This window comes from Parafilimonas sp., from assembly GCF_047606085.1.
Classification (GTDB): Bacteria; Bacteroidota; Bacteroidia; order Chitinophagales; family Chitinophagaceae; genus Parafilimonas.
Genome location: NZ_JASGEX010000211.1, coordinates 26855 through 46850 on the forward strand (window position 1 = coordinate 26855; position 19996 = coordinate 46850).

Annotated in this window: 15 protein-coding genes; 5 read left to right on the plus strand and 10 right to left on the minus strand. The window is 40.1% G+C overall.

Annotated features, from left to right (window positions below; all coding sequences use genetic code 11):
• Positions 1-209: 209 nt before the first annotated feature.
• From QM629_RS18980 to QM629_RS19020, 9 genes are all read right to left on the minus strand, one after another.
• Positions 210-2618 (minus strand): ABC transporter permease, encoded by a 2409-nt coding sequence (locus tag QM629_RS18980; protein WP_415161481.1) that lies wholly within the window; start codon positions 2616-2618, stop codon positions 210-212.
• 1133 nt (positions 2619-3751) lie between these two features.
• Entirely contained in the window at positions 3752-4312 is a 561-nt protein-coding gene (locus QM629_RS18985; protein ID WP_415161497.1) for a discoidin domain-containing protein, read from the minus strand.
• 186 nt (positions 4313-4498) lie between these two features.
• Entirely contained in the window at positions 4499-6076 is a 1578-nt protein-coding gene (locus QM629_RS18990) for a RagB/SusD family nutrient uptake outer membrane protein (protein ID WP_415161482.1), read from the minus strand.
• A 13-nt stretch (positions 6077-6089) separates the two neighbouring features.
• Positions 6090-9413 (minus strand): SusC/RagA family TonB-linked outer membrane protein, encoded by a 3324-nt coding sequence (locus QM629_RS18995; RefSeq protein ID WP_415161484.1) that lies wholly within the window; start codon positions 9411-9413, stop codon positions 6090-6092.
• A 254-nt stretch (positions 9414-9667) separates the two neighbouring features.
• Positions 9668-10834 (minus strand): FecR family protein, encoded by a 1167-nt coding sequence (locus QM629_RS19000; RefSeq protein ID WP_415161486.1) that lies wholly within the window; start codon positions 10832-10834, stop codon positions 9668-9670.
• Between the two features lie 62 nt (positions 10835-10896).
• Positions 10897-11493 (minus strand): RNA polymerase sigma factor, encoded by a 597-nt coding sequence (locus QM629_RS19005; protein WP_415161487.1) that lies wholly within the window; start codon positions 11491-11493, stop codon positions 10897-10899.
• 685 nt (positions 11494-12178) lie between these two features.
• Complete coding sequence (locus QM629_RS19010) at positions 12179-13588, minus strand: hypothetical protein (protein WP_415161488.1); 1410 nt, start codon at positions 13586-13588, stop codon at positions 12179-12181.
• 72 nt (positions 13589-13660) lie between these two features.
• A complete protein-coding gene (locus QM629_RS19015) occupies positions 13661-14278 on the minus strand; it encodes a hypothetical protein (RefSeq protein WP_415161489.1) in 618 nt (205 codons plus the stop codon).
• Positions 14275-14634, minus strand: a complete 360-nt coding sequence (locus QM629_RS19020) for a BlaI/MecI/CopY family transcriptional regulator (protein WP_415161490.1) — start codon at positions 14632-14634, stop codon at positions 14275-14277. Before QM629_RS19020 ends, QM629_RS19015 begins: the two co-directional genes overlap by 4 nt.
• A 240-nt stretch (positions 14635-14874) precedes the next feature.
• Between QM629_RS19020 and QM629_RS19025 the strand changes: the two genes are divergently transcribed.
• Positions 14875-15162 carry a DUF6922 domain-containing protein gene (locus tag QM629_RS19025; protein ID WP_415161491.1) on the plus strand — a complete coding sequence of 96 codons (288 nt, stop codon included), beginning with the start codon at positions 14875-14877 and terminating at the stop codon, positions 15160-15162.
• Positions 15140-15853, plus strand: a complete 714-nt coding sequence (locus tag QM629_RS19030; protein ID WP_415161492.1) for a nucleotidyl transferase AbiEii/AbiGii toxin family protein — start codon at positions 15140-15142, stop codon at positions 15851-15853. The genes QM629_RS19025 and QM629_RS19030 overlap by 23 nt, the downstream gene beginning before the upstream one ends.
• Positions 15854-15905: 52 nt before the next feature.
• On the opposite strand, the gene QM629_RS19035 is transcribed toward QM629_RS19030, so the two are convergent.
• Entirely contained in the window at positions 15906-17189 is a 1284-nt protein-coding gene (locus tag QM629_RS19035) for an NAD(P)/FAD-dependent oxidoreductase (RefSeq protein WP_415161493.1), read from the minus strand.
• 155 nt (positions 17190-17344) lie between these two features.
• On the opposite strand from QM629_RS19035, the gene QM629_RS19040 reads away from it, so the two are divergent.
• Genes QM629_RS19040 through QM629_RS19050 form a run of 3 tightly spaced genes read left to right on the plus strand, consistent with a single transcriptional unit; the run spans position 17345 to position 19748 of the window.
• On the plus strand, positions 17345-18406 hold the full coding sequence (locus QM629_RS19040; protein ID WP_415161494.1) for a N(4)-(beta-N-acetylglucosaminyl)-L-asparaginase: 1062 nt from the start codon (positions 17345-17347) through the stop codon (positions 18404-18406).
• A 26-nt stretch (positions 18407-18432) separates the two neighbouring features.
• Positions 18433-19233, plus strand: coding sequence for a copper homeostasis protein CutC (locus QM629_RS19045; RefSeq protein ID WP_415161495.1), 801 nt, complete (start codon positions 18433-18435; stop codon positions 19231-19233).
• Complete coding sequence (locus tag QM629_RS19050; protein WP_415161496.1) at positions 19230-19748, plus strand: hypothetical protein; 519 nt, start codon at positions 19230-19232, stop codon at positions 19746-19748. Before QM629_RS19045 ends, QM629_RS19050 begins: the two co-directional genes overlap by 4 nt.
• Positions 19749-19996: the final 248 nt, after the last annotated feature.

Here is a 19996-nt window from a genome sequence, read left to right on the forward strand (position 1 = left end):
ATGGCATCGTTCCCTGTGTCATTCACTCGTACTGCATTTTCATAGTAGCATTGTTTAAAGACTGGCTCAGTCTCAGAGACTGAGCCAGTCTAAAACCCGGATTCATTGAAGGTAAATAAAGAACCGGAAGTACAGGCGGGTAACACAACGAAGCTCACTTCATGTACTGTAGCTTGTAGCAAAAAAAATCTTCCTCATTTTCAAATTCATTACTCCGTTCTCAAACTTTTTACAGGATTCGCAATCGCAGCCCGAAGGCTTTGAAAGCTGATAGTGATTAATGTAATCATCAACACAGAAAGCCCGGCAATAAAAAATACAAGAGGCGAAATGCTTACACGGTAGGCAAAACCCTGCAGCCAGTTGTGCATCATCCACCACGATACCGGAAATGCAACGAGTATGGCTATCGCAACCAGCTTTAAAAACTCCACAGATAGCATACCGGTTATGTTCGCCGCCGAAGCGCCCATTACTTTCCGGATGCCGATTTCCTTTTGTTTTCTTTTGGCGGTAAAGGTGGCTAAGCCAAACAAGCCTAAACAGGAAATAAGGATGGCAAGCCCGGCAAAATATTTTGATAAGACCGCTACTCTTTGCTCGGAAGCATAGAGCGCATTGTAATCAGCATCTAAAAAACTGTAATCAAACGGAACACCGGGATTATATTGCCTGTACAGGTCTTGCAGCTTAGTAATTGTTACCGCTTCATTGTTCCTTTTTATCTTCACCAGTATGTTGGAGCCATCCTGGAAAGTGGTGATAAAACAAGGCTTGATATCCTGGTATAACGATTCAAAATTAAAATCCTTCACCACACCGATAATGGTTTTGCGCTTGCCAAACAGTATCACCGGCTGACCAACCGGATTGGTCATGCCCATGGCTTTTACAGCCGCTTCGTTGAAGATGACGTTCGTGCTGTCGGCACCGAATTTTGCATCAAATGAACGTCCGTCAATAATGTGCAGGCCGGCGGTTTCAATCCAGTTATCACCCACATACATACCGCTGAATTCAACCTGTTCATCTGGCTTTTTTGTCTTCCATAATACCTCCGTAGTGGTGCCATGCTTTCCCAGCAAATCGCCAAACGAACTGGAAGCGTTCACTACACCGGGAATCTTTCTTACCTCAGCCAAAAAAGGCTGCATGTTTGTTTTTAACTGTCCTTCTTTTTTAAAGGTAATGATATTATCACGGCTGTAGCCAAGGTTCTTTGTATGCACCAGGTTCATCTGGTTATAAATCACTATTACACTGATGATAAAAACAACAGAGATGGCAAACTGGAAAACAACCAAACCTTTTCTGACCAGCAATTCGCTGAATGACGAAGGCAGCTTACCTGCCAATACCGTGATGGGATTAAAGCCGGAAAGATATAACGCGGGATAACTGCCTGCAATAAACCCGGTTAATAACGTTACTGAAAGAACAGCCAGAATTTGTGATGCATCAACATGCAAAGATAGTTGCTTGCCCGTGATTAGATTGAACTGCGGAAGAATGATAAGCATGAGCACAACGGCGAACAAAAGCGATAAGAACGCCATGATAACCGACTCGCCGAGGTATTGCAGCACAAGGCTCTTTTTTGTTGCGCCAATTACTTTTCGTACTCCCACTTCCTTCAGCCTGCGCGATGCCCTTGCCGTAGAAAGGTTCATAAAATTCACGCAGGCAATCAGCATTATAAAAAGTGCGATCAGGCTAAAGAGTTTTACATACATCATGCGGCCGCCGGCAGCCTGACCGTTCTCGTAACTGCCGTGCAGGTAGCGATCTGAAAAGCGCTGGGCGAACAGGGTGTTTGCATCTGCATAATCTTTACTGTTTTTTGGTATATTGAGCTTTTGAGCGATATAATTTTTCAGCTTTTCGTTGAATTTTGAAACATCATTGCCTGGCTTTAGCAGCACATACGTATTGGGATCGCTATTGCCCCACTTTAAAAGATTGGGACGGCTTTTTAAAAACAACTCATAGTTAAACAGTAAATCGCTTTTTATGGAAGAGGTGGAAGGCAATGATTTAAAAACGCCGGTAATATGGAAGTTGCCACTCAGGTCTGTGCCGGCGCCTTCGTTGGTCCAGTCAATCGTTTTACCGATGATGTCTTTATTGCCGTGAAACAGTTTATCAGCCAGTGCATCAGATATAACAACCGCATTGGCATCGGGCAATAACTCATTCTTGTTTCCATTAATTAATGTAACAGAAAACACGTTGAAAAAGTCCTTGCTCACATATTCTTCATCAGAACGTATGTGTGTATCGCCCACGGATAAAATGCCTTTTGATGTGAACCAGGATGCAGGCACAACGCTTGCGGCATAAGCCACTTCCGGCATGTCCTGCTGCAGTGATGAAGCCAGTATGCCCTGTGTGTGCTCAATGGTTTGCATACCCGCCGCATCATCAGGAATATTTTGCATTACCTGATACAACCGGTCATCCTTTTGATTGAATTTATCAACCTGCAGTTCATCGCTTGTCCACAAATAAATAAGCAGCGCACAAGCGAGACCGCTGGCAAGCCCTGTTAAATTAAGCAACGTAAACAGGCGGTCTTTCCAGAGATACCGCCAGGTGGTTTTGAAATAGTTTTTGAACATAAAAGTTGATTGTTTTGATGAAGCACGCTTGTAAATCTTTCTTATGAACAGACATGGGTCAATGGTTATGCCATAGTTAAAAGCTATTGTATAACAATGATTTAAATAATTACGATGTTACGAAACCGTTCGGATTCGAACACTAGTTGTGCATAAATGAACCTGACTACGATGCTAAACGCATTATTAACTGCACGCTGTTCAATCAGTAATAAGCTGTTTCTTAAGCCAGCTCCATATCAGGTGAATTTTCGTTAGCAGCCATTCTCCCTTTTCCGGGAGCGGAAATAAAAAATGGCGATCATATTAATCCTCCCCTGTTCAGCATAGTCTCCCCCGATCACGGGCAAAACCTTCCGTTGATTCTGCGTTTGCAACACCAATAGCTTCTTTGTGGTGTTGATGGCCAGGCGAAAGGAACCCGCGTAAAATCTATTAAATTATTTTTCTTACAAATTGTTTTTTGCTATTATAAGCTGCTTTATTTACAGGGAAGCAGCAATGAAAGCCTGCGCATTTGCCCGGTTCGCTTTCTGCAGACATAAACCCGTTATGGGCATGCATTATTTTACGGGCAACTGCGAGGCCTGTACCCGAACCTCTATAATTTTTTATCATGTAATTTTTCGAACATCAAAAAAATTCTTTTCGCATCCTCATCAGTCAAGAAGAAAATCCTTTTCTCGTAACCAGGAAGTTTCTTTAGATTTTTTATTGCAACAAAGGCTTTCTACCTCCACAAATGAATTGCTGTATTTGCCGTAAGCTCCTTGTTTTAAATTCTTTTTAAAGGCATCCAAATATTCTTCACTGCTTGCCCTCGTCAAACAGATAATAGACAAGTCTCAGCTTGTCAAAAGGTCTTAATGTTCTGCTTAAATAAAGAAGATTTTTACCATTAGGAATATATAAACCAAGTATCACAGCAGCACCTTCTTCGGCAGTATCCTTTATTTTTCTGCGGCTTCCTCGAATTTAACAACCTCCGGCAATTTTCCTTCTACATAATTTGATTTAAAATGGCTTATGATTATTTCGGCAAGTTTTGCAGAGCTTTCATCTGGTAATGAAATATCGTGTGTTGCTAATGTATTGACAATTTAAGTTATGAAACGTAGTGTTTCGACAGTTTATTATCTGTATCCTGTCGGGTGAACTTCCATTCTATCAACCGTATAATGAATGCCGGAAACAGGCGCCTCTGTTGTGATGCTTACGTAACCATTTTTATCCCTGCTGATAAGCGGAGCTGTAACGTGTACAGGTTCTTTGAATAACCCAAAATCACTCAGGGCTATACATACCGGCACGAATACCCTTAGCCTCAACCTGCCTGCTGTTATATTATTGGAAAGGCGAATAAGCCGCATGGCGCCAACGCTTGTTGCTGCAGCTATTTGCTGCCATTTACCCTCTTTATAAGTATCTATCCTAACACTATCAATGCGCTGACCAAGTTTTATATTCTCCCTCAACCGGATTACATTAAAGGTTTTTGGCTGGCGGAGGCCTATCAGCAGTTCCGGGTTTGTAACACTGTCGTCTGTTGCCCAGTAAGAATAGCGGTCATTGTCCATCAGGAACTTTGTACCATATTTAAGATGGTTATTGCCTCTTATATTGCTCGCTTTGAAGGTGGCCTGCTGTGCCAGGTTTACAGAACAGTATAGCCAGCTTTGCCAGGCCTTTAAAATTCATAATTTCTTTTACACTTATTGATAACTTTAAAATAACTAAGGCCATTTGCAGCTTAAATTATAATTGATCAGCTCCTGCATTTTATTCAATGCATTAACCCATTTATTCATAATAATTGAAAATCGTAAAGAGATGATTTGAACCGGCTACATTGCTCACAGATAGAAATGATAACCCTGAGCTCACCAATTTGAGTTTTGCACCAAAGCAGTATTTATACTCAATTCATTGGCTGGAATTGCGAACAAATAATCTCTGTTGGTATTAAAGTTTCGCTGTTCCACCAAAACATGGCTGTTATAATCGGCTCTTGATGAGTTGAAGTTATTTAAGATGCCATAAGCTGGCCCCGGCATCACGTCTTCAGCTATCTTCCATCTCCTGATGTCGAAAAAGCGGTTATCTTCCACAGCGAACTCTACGTGCCGTTCTCTTCTGATTAAAGACCTTAAGCTGCTTTGGTCGCCGGCAGTTATCTGTGTAACGGCTGGCATATCAACACCTGACCGCTGCCTTACTTTATTAATGGCATCATAAACACTCTGATCTATTTCCCCTGCTTCCACTTTAGCCTCTGCATAGGTTAGCAGCACTTCAGCATAGCGCAATAAAACAATATCGTTATACGAGTTGTTATACCAGTCGCCGCTAATGTCTGCAGGAACATATTTTTTATAATAATACCCAGAGAACGAAGCGTTGTTGTTTCCAAGAGCGTCAATTGATGTTGATTGTGTTATATCTATTGTTTCACCGTTTACTTCTGTTCCTGGTATAACTATCGTTAATTTAAGGCGCGGATCTCTGTTATCAAAAGGATTATCGGCATCATACAAAGGTGATTCGCCTATGGTTTTACCATCTGTGCATTCATAAGCATCTACCAGCTTTTGTAAAGGAACAATCTGCGACCATCCGCCAAGTGTGGGACCGCCTATCCATGTAGCAAGTGCTGATGGATAGGTGCTTTTTATATACTGCGCAGAGAGAATAATCTCCGGGCTGGTTTTATTAGTGCCATTAAAAAGGCTCAGATAGTCATCATCTATACTGTAAACGCCCATATCCATTACAGCTTTTGCGTCTGTTGCCGCATCAGCCCATGAATCATTATATAACTCTACTCTTGCCTTCAAGGCCAGTGCTGCACCTTTGGTAATTCTGCCTTCGTCAGATGAGCTGTAGGTAGATGGCAAATCATCAGCTATATCATCCAGTTCGCTAATAATAAATTGCACTACCGAATCTTTTGATGTTCTCGCCACATTAAATTCCTCCGTAGATTGAATGTGTGTAATTAACGGCACATCACCATACATACCTGTTAATTGCTGATAAGCATAAGCCCTTAAAAATCTTGCCTCTCCTTTAAGCCTTGCAAGCATGTCTGCTGATATATCGCTTACTTTATCAATATTATCTGTAACATCATTGGCTGCTGCTATCATGGTATAAAAATGGCTCCAGAAATGTTCAAAGTAACTGGTGGATGATGTGGCGCTTCCATTGCCTACATACTGCACGTCGTTTGGCCAGTTCGACCAAGAATAGCTGTCGTCTGTAGCGCAGGATATAAAAGATTCATAATCTACATCTCCCAGATACCTATAAATGTTATTTACTGCACTTACCGCATCCTGCTCAGTTTGCCAGTAGGTGGTATTTGATAAAGTTGTTGTTGGTTGCTTATCCAGCTCTTTTTTACAGCTTACTGCAATAAAGCACAGCCCAACTATAATAAATGAAAAAAATTTGTTCATGATTTTGAGAGATTTAAAAATTAATATTTAAACCGAATGTGAATATTTTAACCTGCGGATAATATCTGCTGTCGTTCGGTGCTTCCGGGTCAATATCATGCGGAAGCTTCGAGAATGTAAGCAGGTTTTGGCCGCTTGCATATATTCTTGCCTTTGTGATGAAGGATTTTCCTATCCAAGCGTCAGGCAAAGTGTAACCAATCTGGGCGCTTTTTAAGCGCAGGTAAGCACCGCTTTGCACCCAAAATGTAGAAGGCTGATAATTTTGCTGGCTGGTTACTAACCTTGGAAAAGCAGCATCTGTGTTGCCTGGTGTCCAGCTGTCCTCATGTTCAGTTTTAAAATTCCCATCGGTGCTTGTAGGTGCTTTTTCTATCACCAGTGTATTAATAGTTACTTTACCAACGCCCTGTAAAAAGGCACCTAAATCAAAGCCTTTATAGGAAGCACTTAGGTTGATGCCATAAGTATAGCGGGGGATATTGCTGCCGAGATAAACTTTATCTGCATCGGTAAAGCTGCCGTCACCATCAATATCCCTGTATATTAAATCTCCGGGGCCTACATTGGATGATATAACAGCATGTTTATCCACCTCGTCCTGTGTTTGAAAAATGCCATCCACTATGTATCCGTAATAAGCACCTATGGGTTCGCCAACTTTGTATGCAGTAGTTATGTTATTATCATTTGTAGTTAAATAGTCTGTTCCCTTTAAATCAACAATTTTGTTCTTAACATCAGCCAGGTTAACACCAACAGTGTATCTGAAATCTTTACCAATGTTATCATTGTAATTTACACTTAGTTCCCATCCTGTATTTTTAACCTTGCCGGCATTTTGATAGGTGGCAGAAAGGCCCACCGATTCAGGTATTCTTAACTGCAGCAGTATATCATCAGTGCTTTTGGTATAATAATCAAAGGTTAAGTTGAACTTTTTAAACATGGCAATGTCTAAGCCGCCGTCAATCATCTTCGTTGTTTCCCATGTTAAACCGGTGCTGGGAATAGCGGAAAGACCGGTTGTAGTGTTAAGTGAACCTCCAAACGGATAACTGTTCAGAGTATAGCTTGACTGGTAAGGATAATTACCAATGGCATCATTACCTAATTTACCCCACGAACCTCTTAATTTCAACTCCTGTATAAAATTTACGTTCTGGAAGAAATCTTCTGATGAAATTTTCCATCCTGCAGAAACAGAAGGAAACCAGCCCCACTTGTTGCCGTCAGGAAAGCGGGAAGAGCCATCGCGGCGGATGTTTGCTTCTAAAAGATATTTATCGTTATAACTGTAATTCAATCGCCCAAAAGCTGAAACAAGAGAATAGGCGCTTGAATATCCTGTAGCTTGCTGCCCGTCGGCAGCACCTGCATTAATTTCGTTTAATGTACTGTTTGGCAGGCTTGTTCGGTAACCGGATAAATAATTCGTATTTTCCATCAGGTTAGAAAAACCACCCAATAGTTTTATATAATTCTTACCCAGGTTTTTTTCGTATTGTACTAACCCCTGATAATTTTGAAATGAGTAACCAGTATAAATTTTTTCAACCTGGTTTTGTCCGAACGTATTGGTTTGTGTGTTGTTGGGATAGTCAGTATAATAACTTAGTGCAACAGTATGGTAGCCATGATAGGATGCATTATAATTTCCGGAAGCAATTCCGCTGATCGTTAATCCGTTTACAGGCTTAAAATCCGCCCTGAAATTAGCGCCAAATAAATTTTCATTATAACGATTTTGACCACCTTCCGTTTGCAGGCGTATCGGGTTATTGCCACCACGCACAATTCCCCATGTTCCATCCGTATACTTATTTACCGTAAGCGGATTCACAACTGCACTCTGGCCAAACTGATACCATCCCTGGTCAACACCTATGGCAGTGCCTTGCGGTTCCTGTGTACCTGAAAAACGACCGGATATATCTGCATTAAAGCTAAGCTTGCCGCTCACATTTATATCGGTGTTTAAACGCAATGTAAGCCTTTTAAAATCCATATTTTGCACAAGGCCATTCTGGTCAAAGTAGTTGGTAGAAAACCTGTATTTTACCTTGTCGGAACCTCCATTTACAGAAAGGCTGTGCTGCTGCTGAAAACCGTTGCCGGTTAATATATCTTTTAACCAGTAATTATCAGGATAAATGTTTACATCTCTGTCAGGGTCGCTATAAGCATCTATTTGATCTTGCGTATAAATAGCGCCGCTGCCGGAATTTTCATACATAAGGTTAGCCATTTCCATAAACTTCTGAGCCCCTACATATTTTGCAAGGCGTGCAGGCGACTGCCATCCAAAGTAGTTTGTGTATGAAACTTGTGCTTTGCCGCTTTGGCCTCTTTTCGTGGTAATAAGGATCACCCCATTGGCAGCCCGAACACCATATATTGAGGCAGATGCAGCATCTTTAAGAACTGATATTGATGCAATATCATTTGCATCAATATCATTCAGGCTTAAACCTTCATCATACCTCACACCATCCACTAAAACCAATGGACTATTATCGTTTAATGTACCAATACCACGAATATTAATAGTTCCCTGGTCGAATCCGGGCTGGCCTGATGTTGTTGTGATGGTGAGACCTGGTACCGCTCCCTGCAAGGCAAGAGATGTTTGCCCAACCGGCTTCCATTCAAGATCTTTTGAACTTACGCTTGAAACCGCACCTGTTAAATTAACCTTCTTCTGGGTTCCATAAGCAACCACAACAGTTTCGTCAAGTTCGTTTTTAGAGGGCATTAATTTTATAACCAATGCTTCTCCGGAATTGCCTTTTATTGTTATTTTTTGTTTTTCATACCCTGTATAAGAAATTTCAATAACATCCCCTTCAACACCATCTAAGCTGATTATCCCGTTATTATCTGTTGAACCTCCCGCTTTTGTGCGGCTGTTCATTACCGATGCGCCTTGTAAGGGACTATTAGTTGCGGCATCCTGTACAATTATTTTTATTGGAGGAGAAGACTGGGCCAGCGCTTTTGCAGCCACACTATCCCCGGTTTTATTTTCTGAAAGAACGACTTGTTTCTTTTGAGAAAGCACAATTGTCTTTCCCTCAATCATGTAATCCAGCGGCTGGTCTGCAAAAATTTCTTTCAGAAATTTTTCCAACGGCATTGCTTTAGCCTTAACGGTTACAAGCTTTGCAACTTCCATTGTTTTCCTGTTTGAAAGAAACACGTAGCCTGTTTGTTTCTCAACTGCCGAAAATACCTGTTTTAATTTAAGGTCCTTACCAGTGATGGTTACACGCTGCGTATTGCCTACAGCATGCGCCTGTACAAAAAAAATGGTGAGTAAAAAAGCAGTCAATTTCATTACCCTCAACATTTTAGTAAGGCTTTGGCTTTTTTGAAAGCAAGCCGGAAGCCAAATGCAGATTTTTTGCATAAATTGCAATTGATTTGGTTGTTAAAAAATTATGGTTTGATGTCCTTTTTTAAGATAACCGAATTATTATAACCCGCAGCGGGAGCCAACCAAAGCGGGTTTTTTTCTTCAGCGTCCTAATAAATATTTCGTTGATTATTTATTCCATAGCATAAATTTTTTTTGCTTAAAGCAATAGGCATTTATGATGTTACAATAAGCGTTCTTCCCTGAAGCACAGCATTTACATTCAGCTTTTTCAATACATTCAATAAACCATTTAAAGTTACATCTCGGGTCATTTTTCCTTCCAGTTCAATATCGGGTATAGCACCGCTATATTTTACCTCTATGTCATACCAGCGTTCCAATTGCCGCATAACTTCTTCAAGAGATACATTTTCAAAATTGAAAAAACCGTTTTTCCATGCCATCACTTCTTCTTCATTAGCAGGTTTTACAAACACGGTTCCTTCTCCTGACAGGGCCTGCTGCCCAGGTATTAAGGCTTTTTCACGGTTTCCAGCCGTCATTTTTATTTTGCCTTCCAAAAGCGTGGCAGTTATGTTCGGTTCATTATCGTAAGCATTTACATTAAAGTGTGTGCCCGTAACTTTAATAGTTGCCTTGTTATTTACATTCACTATAAAAGGCATTCCGGCATTTTTCTCCACTTCAAAATATACCTCGCCTGTTATGTCAACCTTCCTTTCGTTTCCTGAAAAAGCAAGCGGGTAGTGCACAGAACTGGCAGCATTAAGCCAAACCCTTGTGCCATCAGGAAGTTTTAACTGGTATTGCCTTCCATTAGGCGTAGAAACTGTATTAAATTCCTGTTGCGCCCCCTTGCCTTCATACACAAGGCTGCTGCCAACAACCTTTGTTTCCAATGCACCCTGAGATATAACAAAATCTTTTTTAGCTGTGTCTAACAATATCTGTTTTCCGTTGGCCAATGTTAAAACAGCCCCCATGCGACCAGGCAGTATATCCCCGGCTTTCCTGGGCTCAACTATTGCTACGCTACTTTCCCTGCCATCAAAGAAAAAATAGCTTATTGTTCCAATTATCAAGACAACAGAAGCAGCGGCTACCCATTTCAAACGCCATGAAAAAAGAGTACGCACCGGGATTGCTGCAACATCAGTGTCACCTTTATCAACCTGAACGGCTTTTTGGGCAAGCCGGGTGAAAGATTCCAGATTTGTTTCCTCATTTTTTTCAAATTGAAGATTTTCAGCTATCACTTCTGTAAACACAGGCTTATTGGCAGGTTCACTTATCATTTTACGCAGCTCTTCCTTTTCCGGGTTTGTTGCCCGGTTGTTTACATATTGATCCAACAAATGTTTTAATCTTTCTATACTCATTCCTGATATTATCATTAAAGACCTCTGAATTTGAGAACAGGGGTCATTGCTTAAAAAAAAATCTATAAAAAAAACGATAGGAAAATAAAGCCTCTTTCATTAAGCTTCTGCCGGATAATACGCAGCGCGGTTATAAGTGTTTTTTTCACGTAATCTCTGGATACCCCTAAATCGCTGGCTATTTCAGGCAGCGTTAATCCTTGTTCCCTGCTCATGCGGTAAATGGATTGCTGCTTTGGGGAAAGTTTTACAATGATATTTTGTACCTCCTGCTGAATTTCCCGGAAGGAAACGTCTGCCTCTGTTTGGCGCACTCCGTCTTTTTCACTCTTGCTTTTAATGAGCGTGTTTGATATTTCTGTATAATTAGTTGTTTGCAGCATGTAATTGCGCAAGTACCGATAACATTCATTTGAGAGGATCCTGAAAAACCACGCACGTAAATTCTCAACACTTTCCAGCTTATCACGGTTGAGCCAGAATCTTATTAAAGCCTCCTGTATTACTTCCTTTGCAGCATCTTCAGATTTTAATAATTTTAAAACATATCCTGTGAAATGAGGAAGTGTGTTTACATAAAATTCATTAAAGGCGTTTTCATCGCCTTCCGCGATTCTTGTGAGCAGATCTTTTTCGTTAATAGATTGATTGTTCGACAATGAAAAAATTTTGGCTTACGGTGCAAACTATTATAAAAAACTGCATAACACAATAGGAGTTCCAATTTTAACAGGCAGAAGGAATTATTTATTATTGTTAAAAGCAGAAGGAATTTACTGTCATGCATGTTTTGAATATTTAGCGTCAATTAAATGGAAAGGATATACGGGCCAAAAAACGTGGTTGCTCATACATTCCCCAATCGTTTAAAATCGCTTGCAGATATAGGCTAATTCTGCTTTCAAGTAATGTATATGAAAGTAAAATAATGCTGATAAGGTAAAAGATATAGAGATCGGCAGTTGCGGATTATTACTTAGAATATAAAGGCCAGTTTTATTGAAAAATAATGAGCCTGATATAAAACAACAAGTTTGTACAAGGCTGATCTATGAATTTCTTTAATACAGCCTCGATTATGAATGATGATGGCTTCGTTTATGGAACCCTTTGTTGGGAGGCAACACCCAACAAAGGGCAGGGATAAGTGATTTAGTATATGTTGATTTTAACTTTAAAGCCGACAATATTATTTGAGTATTTTCAGATTAATGTATTTATTTATGTCGTTATACTTAAAACCTTTTGTTTGCATCTCTTTTATCCAGTCAGATGTTACATCATGAATTTTCAAAGCAATAGCATCACCAACAGAAATATCTTTATATCAATAGCTGTAAAAGATTAAGGAATTACATTCTGCATTTTTAAAAAAATCGCATCATCCAGTGAAATATCTTTATAATCCTTTTTTTCTTTCAAAGACTTTATATAATCAGGCTGTACGCCAAGTATTTTTAGTTTAACCAGTTTTTTAACCTCGATATTTGGGTAACCGATTTCTCTGAACGACTTAACAAATTCCGGTTTAACACCATGTCTTTTCATAGATAGAAGCTGATCTGGTGCAATATTCTTATAACCGATTGCTGCAAATTGTTTCGCATCTTCAGGTGTTACACCCCACATTTTCATAGATGCAAATTCATCTGGGGTAATATCTTTATAACCAATCGCTTTAAATTGTTTTACATATTCGGCTGTTACACCCATTATTTTCATATTAATCAGTGTTTGCAGTTCTATATTTTCCAACCCTACCTCTTTAAAAGAATTGGCGTAAGCTTCATCCACATTCATTGTTTTTAAGCTTAGCACATTATCTGCTGATAGACTGTTGCTTTTATTTGATTTTGGCAATTTAGCAAGATAGGTTTTATCAATGCCTTGCGCTTTAAAGGTGATTAATTGATCCATAGAAATATCTTTATACCCGGCATCTTTAATTTCTTTTACGTAAGCACCTGTTATACCGAACTCTTTTAAAGTAATAAGCTTATTTGCTTGAATATCTTTCACACCATTTTCTTTTATAGAAGTTATGAACGGCTTATCAATTCCAAATACTTTTAGCGCTATCAGGTTATCTTTCTGAATGTTTGTACAACCTGCATCTTTCAGCATGTTCACATATTCTTTGGTAATATTCCAAAAAAAGAAAGCCATAAGGTCATCATCGTTTATCTTACTTATGCCTTGCGTAAACATAAAGTTTGCAAATGTTGCATCAGGTGCAAAATGGTATTTTCCCATACCCTGGTTGCTATCAAACTTGCCATTAAAATTCATAGTACCGGCTTCTCTTGTAAGTTTAAAATCGCCTTTTGCGTTTTTTGGAAGATTCGGGAAATCGCTTAATAAAAATTCTGAGTTGCTTTCATTTTGATGATCATTTTCATCTTGTGCAAAATGCAGATTGACTTTATCTCCTTTAATAGTGGCAAACCAATAACCTTCATGTTGTATATTGCTGTCCGTAGGTGAGGCATGCTTTTCGGTTTTGGTAATCGCAGTATTTCGTGCGGTGGCAACAGGTTCATTCAATACACTTGCGAACAATATCAATAAAGGAAAAAGGAAAAAATATTTCCATGTTGAATGCACACTGGATCTTTTGGCGTTCATCATAACAATGCGTTTTTTTAATAATGATTGATTATAATTGGTGGTAAGGCGAAGCGGGAAATGCGGTGCTGATACTTTTAAAAGACTTAACTGGTAATTTGCTTTTTCGACGTGGTGTTGTATCATCATTTGGCTATCTGTAAGAAATTCCAGATTGTTTTCTATCTCTTTTCTATACTGCCATGCAAAAGGATTAAACCATTAAAAAATGAGTACCAATTCTGCAAGCAGAATATCCAAACTGTGCCGTTGGTGTATATGAATTTTTTCATGCTGTAGCACCTGGCTATATACATCCCATTCATATTGTCCCGGGTTTATAAAGATATTGTTCAAAAAAGAGCATGGCGCGTTATTACCTTTAACTTCCACAATGCGATATTTTCCATCCCTTACTACAGAGTTACTATACGCTCTGTAAAAGAGAGCAATAATTTGTATCAAAAAATTGAAACCAAAAATAATTACACCAAACCAGTATAGCCAAAACATCCATTCTATAAACTGATTCCATGAAAATCTATTGACTGTTTTTTGAACAGAAGTAACTTGTTGCACTGCATTATTTGCAATCGGCATCGCATTTAACCGGATGTTGTTTGCAGCATGAGTTTGGTTTATTTTAATAGCAGCTACGGCAGGTTTTCTAAAGGACAATTGCTTGGGCAGATGCAGCAAGGGCAAACTAAATGAAATCACTAAACAAGCTATCAGCATATACCGGTTTAAGTTATAAAACGTTTCCTTTTGTAATAGAAATTTATAAAAAGCAAGGCATCCTGTTAAGATCAATCCTACATTAATGATATATGGTATCATTTGTTTGATTTTATCATTTTAAAAATTTCTTTCAGTTCTTTTTCGCTTAAGTTTTGCTCTTTGGCAAAAAAAGCAAGCATGCGCGGATAGGAACCGCCAAAGTACTGTACAACTATATCTTTCATTGTATGTTTCTGGTAATCTTCCCTGCTGATGACAGGATAGTATTGATATAGGTTTCCTATTATTTCATGGCCTAAAAATCCCTTATCTTCCAGAATTTTTACAATGGTTGCCACACTATTATAATGTGGTTTGGGGTCAGGCAATCGCGGAATAATCTCTTTTATAAAAGCTTTGTTCAATTCCCAAAAAGCCTGCATGATCTGCTCTTCGCGTTTAGCCAGTTTTACCATAATTCAAATTATTATGCAATGTCACTACTAATAAATTAGGAATAAAACTAATTAATTAGGAATTCTAAAAAATTGTATAAAGCATGGTTTATCATATTTATAAGCAATATCCCCGGCATCTGCCGCAAAGCATGCAGCGTTTGATTAGTGTCTGGCATACCCGCCAGTTGAGGCAACACTTTATTTTGTTAAATCAGCCCGGAAAAGTGTTATTCCTGAAATTGCAGTAATTTTAAAATCGTGAAAAGAACAGAAGATATATTACCATTGCCCCGGTACGCCTTTTGGGATGTAAATCCCGAAGCCCTGGATATTGCAAGGGATAAAAGGTTTATTGTGCCAAGGATATTTGAAAGGGGAAAACTGGATGACGTTCTTTCCACTATTGTTTTATACGGGAAAGAAGAAACCGGAAACATTTTACAAAGCAATAAATATCTTAACCGTCAGGGACTTTTTTTAGCACATGCTTTATTAGGTCTCCCTTTAGAAGGCTTTAAGGCGTATGTTATACTTAAACACAATTGATCCCGCATTATATAAAGTTCTTCAGGATCTTTGCCGGTTACACGAATTATCAAATTTCGTTCTGGTTGGCGGCACTTCACTGTCACTTCAAATTGGTCATCGGAAATCAGATGACCTTGATTTTTTTACAGATCGTTCCTTTGACATTTTCGAGGTAAAAAACGCTATTCTTCAATATAACCCAGGGATAATATTACTGGATGAAAAGAAGCATGGCTTCAGTTGCAGTTTGCCATTACACGGCAACCCTGCCGATATGCGAAAGCTCGACTTGTATAACTGGGCTGTAAAATTTATTCGCCCTGTAAAACAGGAAGGCGGAGTGCGTTTAGCAAGCCTGGAAGATATAGCCGCCTTTAAGCTGGATGCGATCTGCCACAGGAAAGAGAAAAAAGATTATGTGGATATTGCCATTTTATCAGGAAAATTTTCATTTGGACAGATGCTTGATTTCTACAAAGAAAAATTCCCTATGAACGATAAAAGAATTGTTCTCTCTCAAATATTGGACATTGATGGTTGGGAAAATTCTGTTGAACCTGTTATGCTGATTGATATGTCTCCTGAAAAAGCTTTTGGGCAGATAAAGGAAAAAGTTATCGCGTTTTCTGCAGAACAAATCAAGGCTAAGGGTGAAAAGGATGCCGAACGTTTAAAAAGAGCTGCTGAGTTACTTAACAAAAAAGGGTAGAAACGCATGCCAATACGCGAAGATTGATATTTAAAAATTCGTATAATCAGCCTTATTTAACCTCGTCTTCTTCCCTGAAAGCGGTTCGTATCAGCAGCCGTAAGTTCTGGTCATAAGTAAAGTATTTATACAGCCAGTTTATAAATATCTGCACCCTGTTCTTTACGCCTAATATCAGCATCAGGTGAAGGCTCATCCATATAAGCCAGGCAAACCATCCGCCAAAATGCAGTTTGGGTTTGGGTATGGGTATATCCACCACGGCAAGATTTCTGCCCACTGTAGCCATAGTGCCTTTATCGTGGTATTCAAATTCCGCCTGCAAATGTTTATTGCCATTAACCTGGTGTATTAAATTAGCCGCAAGGTTTTTTCCCTGGTTAATAGCCACGTTTGCCAGTTGCGGATGGCCATGCGGATATTGCGGCGTTTCCATGCAGGCTATATCGCCAATGGCATACATATTTTCTGTGCCTTCCACTTTATTATAGCGGTCTACCTGTATGCGGTTGCCTTTTACAATAAGTGAGGCCTCAATGCCCGCCGGAACATTGCCTTTTATGCCGGCCGCCCATAACAAGGTTGTGGTTTGTATGGTTTCGCCCGTTGATAAAACGGCTGTCGTGCCATCATATTCTTTTACCGTGGTTTTTGTTTCTACGGTTACGCCCAGTCCTGTTAAATACTTCCGGCTTTTTTCGCTGCTTTGTTCACTCATCACGGCCAGTGTTTTGGGACTGCCTTCAACCAGTATGATCTTCATTTCCGAAAAATCAAGCTCGGGATAATCTTTCGGCAAAATATACTTGCGCATTTCAGCAATGGCGCCGCTCAGCTCAACGCCTGTAGGGCCGCCGCCCACAATAACGAAGGTCATGTATAGTTCGCGTTCCTGTTTGCTGGTTGCAAGCAATGCGTTTTCAAAGTTTTTGATGATATGGTTGCGCAACTGCAATGCTTCCACCGTTGACTTCATGGGCAGTGCATTTTCCTGCAGTTTTTCATTGCCAAAGAAATTGGTTGTGGCGCCTGTAGCCAGTACCAGCACATCATAATCAAACGCGCCTATCGTGGTCACTATTTTATTTTCAGCCTGTTTTATTTCAAGCAATGACGTAAGCCGGAAGCGCACATTTCTGGCTTTCTGAAAAATTTTACGCAAGGGAAAAGATATATTGCTTGCATCAAGTCCCGACGTTGCCACCTGGTAAAAAAGCGGCTGAAACTGGTGATAATTATTCTTATCAATTATCAATACTTCTATGTTTTCTTTATTTACGAGGTTGCGGGCAAGCTTTAAGCCGGCAAAGCCGCAGCCAATAATAATTACACGCATAGTAATTGTTGTTTTACAAATATTCGTTTAAAAAGCAATGCTTTAACCGAAAGTATAAATGCATTATTTTTTTATTGCTTCTTTTATGTCAATTTCCATGCTTGAATTTATTTTAAGATATGATCGCTTTGTATCTTTCGCGCAAAAAACAAGTTATGATAAAGAGAAGGCGCCTGCTGCAAATGGGCGCAATGGGTTTAAGCGTTTCAATGGCCCCAAAACTGTTTGCGGCAAATAAAAGCATGGCTTTTGTAAAAAATGTTAATGGCAAAAAGCCGTTGGTGATATCTACCTGGGATGCAGGCATCAGCGCCAATAAAGCAGCCTGGGAAATATTAAAAAAGAATGGCCGGGCGTTGGATGCGGTGGAAGCGGGCGTTATGGTAACCGAGGCGGAATTGCATAACTGCTGTGTGGGGTTAAATGCTTATCCTGACCGGGATGGCCATGTAACCCTGGATGCTTCTATTATGGATGAACAGGGCAATGCCGGCAGTGTTTGTTTTTTGGAAAGAATTAAACATCCTATTTCTGTTGCCCGGCGGGTTATGGAAAAAACGCCACACGTAATGCTGTCCGGCAGCGGCGCACAACAGTTTGCGGTAGAACAGGGTTTTGCGCTTGAACCGGACAAGCTTAGTGATGATGCTAAAAAAGCGTATGAAGAATGGCTTAAAAAATCTGAATATAAACCTGTGATCAATATAGAACATACAAGAGGGCAGAGTGCCTTTGCAGCGCCGCCCATGCGTTTAAGCAATGGCGCTTTTAATCACGATACCATCGGCATGATAGCTATAGATGCGCAGGGAAATGTAAGCGGCAGTTGCACAACCAGCGGCATGGCGTTTAAGGTGCATGGCAGGGTGGGCGATTCGCCAATAATTGGCGCCGGTTTATTTGTGGATAATGAGGTGGGCGCTGCCGTTTCATCAGGCCTGGGCGAAGAAGTAATGAAAGTTTGCGGCACGCATATCGTTGTGGAAGCTATGCGGCATGGCATGGCGCCGGAAGACGCCTGCAAATTTGCTGCTGAAAGAATTATGAAAAGGCATACCACGGAGGAACTGAAGAACATACAGGTTGCATTTATCGCTATTAACAAGCAGGGAAATTATGGCGGTTACGCCATTCAGAAAGGATTTAATTATGCCGTTTGCTACGCGGATGATCATAATGCGCTCATTGATTCAAAATATTTATTGCCCCAGCCCTAAAGAGAGAAAAAGATTGCGTATTTTTTATGAAGCTAAACTTTATATACACTTATTACTCCCCTTCAGGGGACGGGGGTTCAGGGGCCGTGGGCTTCACACTTGAGATCGCTGTATTTAATATTCAATCAGCTTTGCTTGCCGAAAATGCTGGCGCTGACAGAATTGAATTATGCGAGAACCCTTACGATGGCGGCACCACGCCGTCTTACGGAACCTTAAAAAGGGTAAGGGAAAAAATATCAATTCCTGTTTTTCCTATTATCCGTTCAAGAGGCGGCGATTTTTTTTATACAGATGATGAGTTTGAAGTGATGCGGAAAGATGTATTGCTATGCAAAGATCTGGGATTTGAAGGCCTTGTAATTGGCATGCTGCATAAAGATGCAGGCATAGATAAGGAGAGAACAAAACGTTTGGTTGAATTGGCTTACCCGCTTGACGTTACTTTTCATCGTGCATTCGACAGGGTAAAAGACCCGCTGCAATCGCTGGAAGAGGTTATTGACTGTGGCTGCCAGCGCATACTTACCAGCGGCCAGGTACCCAATGCTTTTAACGGGAAAGCGCTTATTAAAAAATTAATTGAGCAAGCAGATGGCAGGATCATCATTATGCCCGGAAGCGGTGTACGAAGCGCTAACATTAAACAGCTTGCAGATTATACCGGCGCTGTTGAATTACATTCATCAGCAAGAAAAAATATGCCTTCCGAAATGGAGTTTGTGAATGCTGGCATGCAGGAAACATTATATAACATTTCTGTTGATGAAGATGAAGTGCGGAGGATGAAGAAGGAACTGGGAAGTAGTAACTTGGAATTGGGATGAACATTCGCGAAGAATTATTAAAAGAAAAAAATCATAATAAAGAGCAGGCTTTAAAGATTACAGCCTATGCATGCTCCTCACCTGAATATTTTAAAGAATTGATGCAATGCTTTTTATCAGAGGAATACAGGCTTGCGCAACGCGCCGCATGGAGCGTAAGCTGGGCAGCGACACAAAACCCTGCGCTTATTCAGCCTTATGTACAAAACCTCGTTGAAGTATTGCAGCGCAAAGATGTGCATGATGCTGTTATAAGAAACAGTGTGCGCATTCTTCAGCAGATTGAAATACCTGAAACGCTGCATGGCAAATTAATGAATAACTGTTTTGAATTAATTGAATCGCCTTCAACACCTGTTGCTATAAAAGCATTTTCGCTAACTACTTTATATAATCTTTCCAAACATTATCCCGAAATTAAAAACGAATTAAAGCTGGTTATTGAAACTGGTTTCAATAACGAAACTGCTGCTTTTAAAAGCAGGGGCAGGGAAATATTGAAGTGGCTTTCCTGATACCAGGCAGTTTTGTTGGGCGTTTGCCTGATTGAAAAAATCATAACGCAATTGAAGCATTCTGTCATTTACCGGATTAGTAACAGATAACAATGAAACCGAGCATGATAATTATTCTCACACAACCTGTCCCGAACCAGCTTCGGGAGGGGAATGCCTGCCTGCCGGTGAGGCAGGTACATAGCGAGGTTCTCCCGAAGCAAGTTCGGGACAGGCATGAGACCATTGAAAAAACAAACTTGTACGAA

Coding starts and splice junctions, on each gene's coding strand:
- QM629_RS18980 (WP_415161481.1), bottom strand. CDS start 2,618: ATGTTCAAAAACTATTTCAAAACCACCTGGCGGTATCTCTGGAAAGAC.
- QM629_RS18990 (WP_415161482.1), bottom strand. CDS start 6,076: ATGAACAAATTTTTTTCATTTATTATAGTTGGGCTGTGCTTTATTGCA.
- QM629_RS18995 (WP_415161484.1), bottom strand. CDS start 9,413: ATGAAATTGACTGCTTTTTTACTCACCATTTTTTTTGTACAGGCGCAT.
- QM629_RS19000 (WP_415161486.1), bottom strand. CDS start 10,834: ATGAGTATAGAAAGATTAAAACATTTGTTGGATCAATATGTAAACAAC.
- QM629_RS19010 (WP_415161488.1), bottom strand. CDS start 13,588: ATGATGATACAACACCACGTCGAAAAAGCAAATTACCAGTTAAGTCTT.
- QM629_RS19015 (WP_415161489.1), bottom strand. CDS start 14,278: ATGATACCATATATCATTAATGTAGGATTGATCTTAACAGGATGCCTT.
- QM629_RS19020 (WP_415161490.1), bottom strand. CDS start 14,634: ATGGTAAAACTGGCTAAACGCGAAGAGCAGATCATGCAGGCTTTTTGG.
- QM629_RS19030 (WP_415161492.1), top strand. CDS start 15,140: ATGTTATACTTAAACACAATTGATCCCGCATTATATAAAGTTCTTCAG.
- QM629_RS19035 (WP_415161493.1), bottom strand. CDS start 17,189: ATGCGTGTAATTATTATTGGCTGCGGCTTTGCCGGCTTAAAGCTTGCC.
- QM629_RS19040 (WP_415161494.1), top strand. CDS start 17,345: ATGATAAAGAGAAGGCGCCTGCTGCAAATGGGCGCAATGGGTTTAAGC.
- QM629_RS19045 (WP_415161495.1), top strand. CDS start 18,433: ATGAAGCTAAACTTTATATACACTTATTACTCCCCTTCAGGGGACGGG.
- QM629_RS19050 (WP_415161496.1), top strand. CDS start 19,230: ATGAACATTCGCGAAGAATTATTAAAAGAAAAAAATCATAATAAAGAG.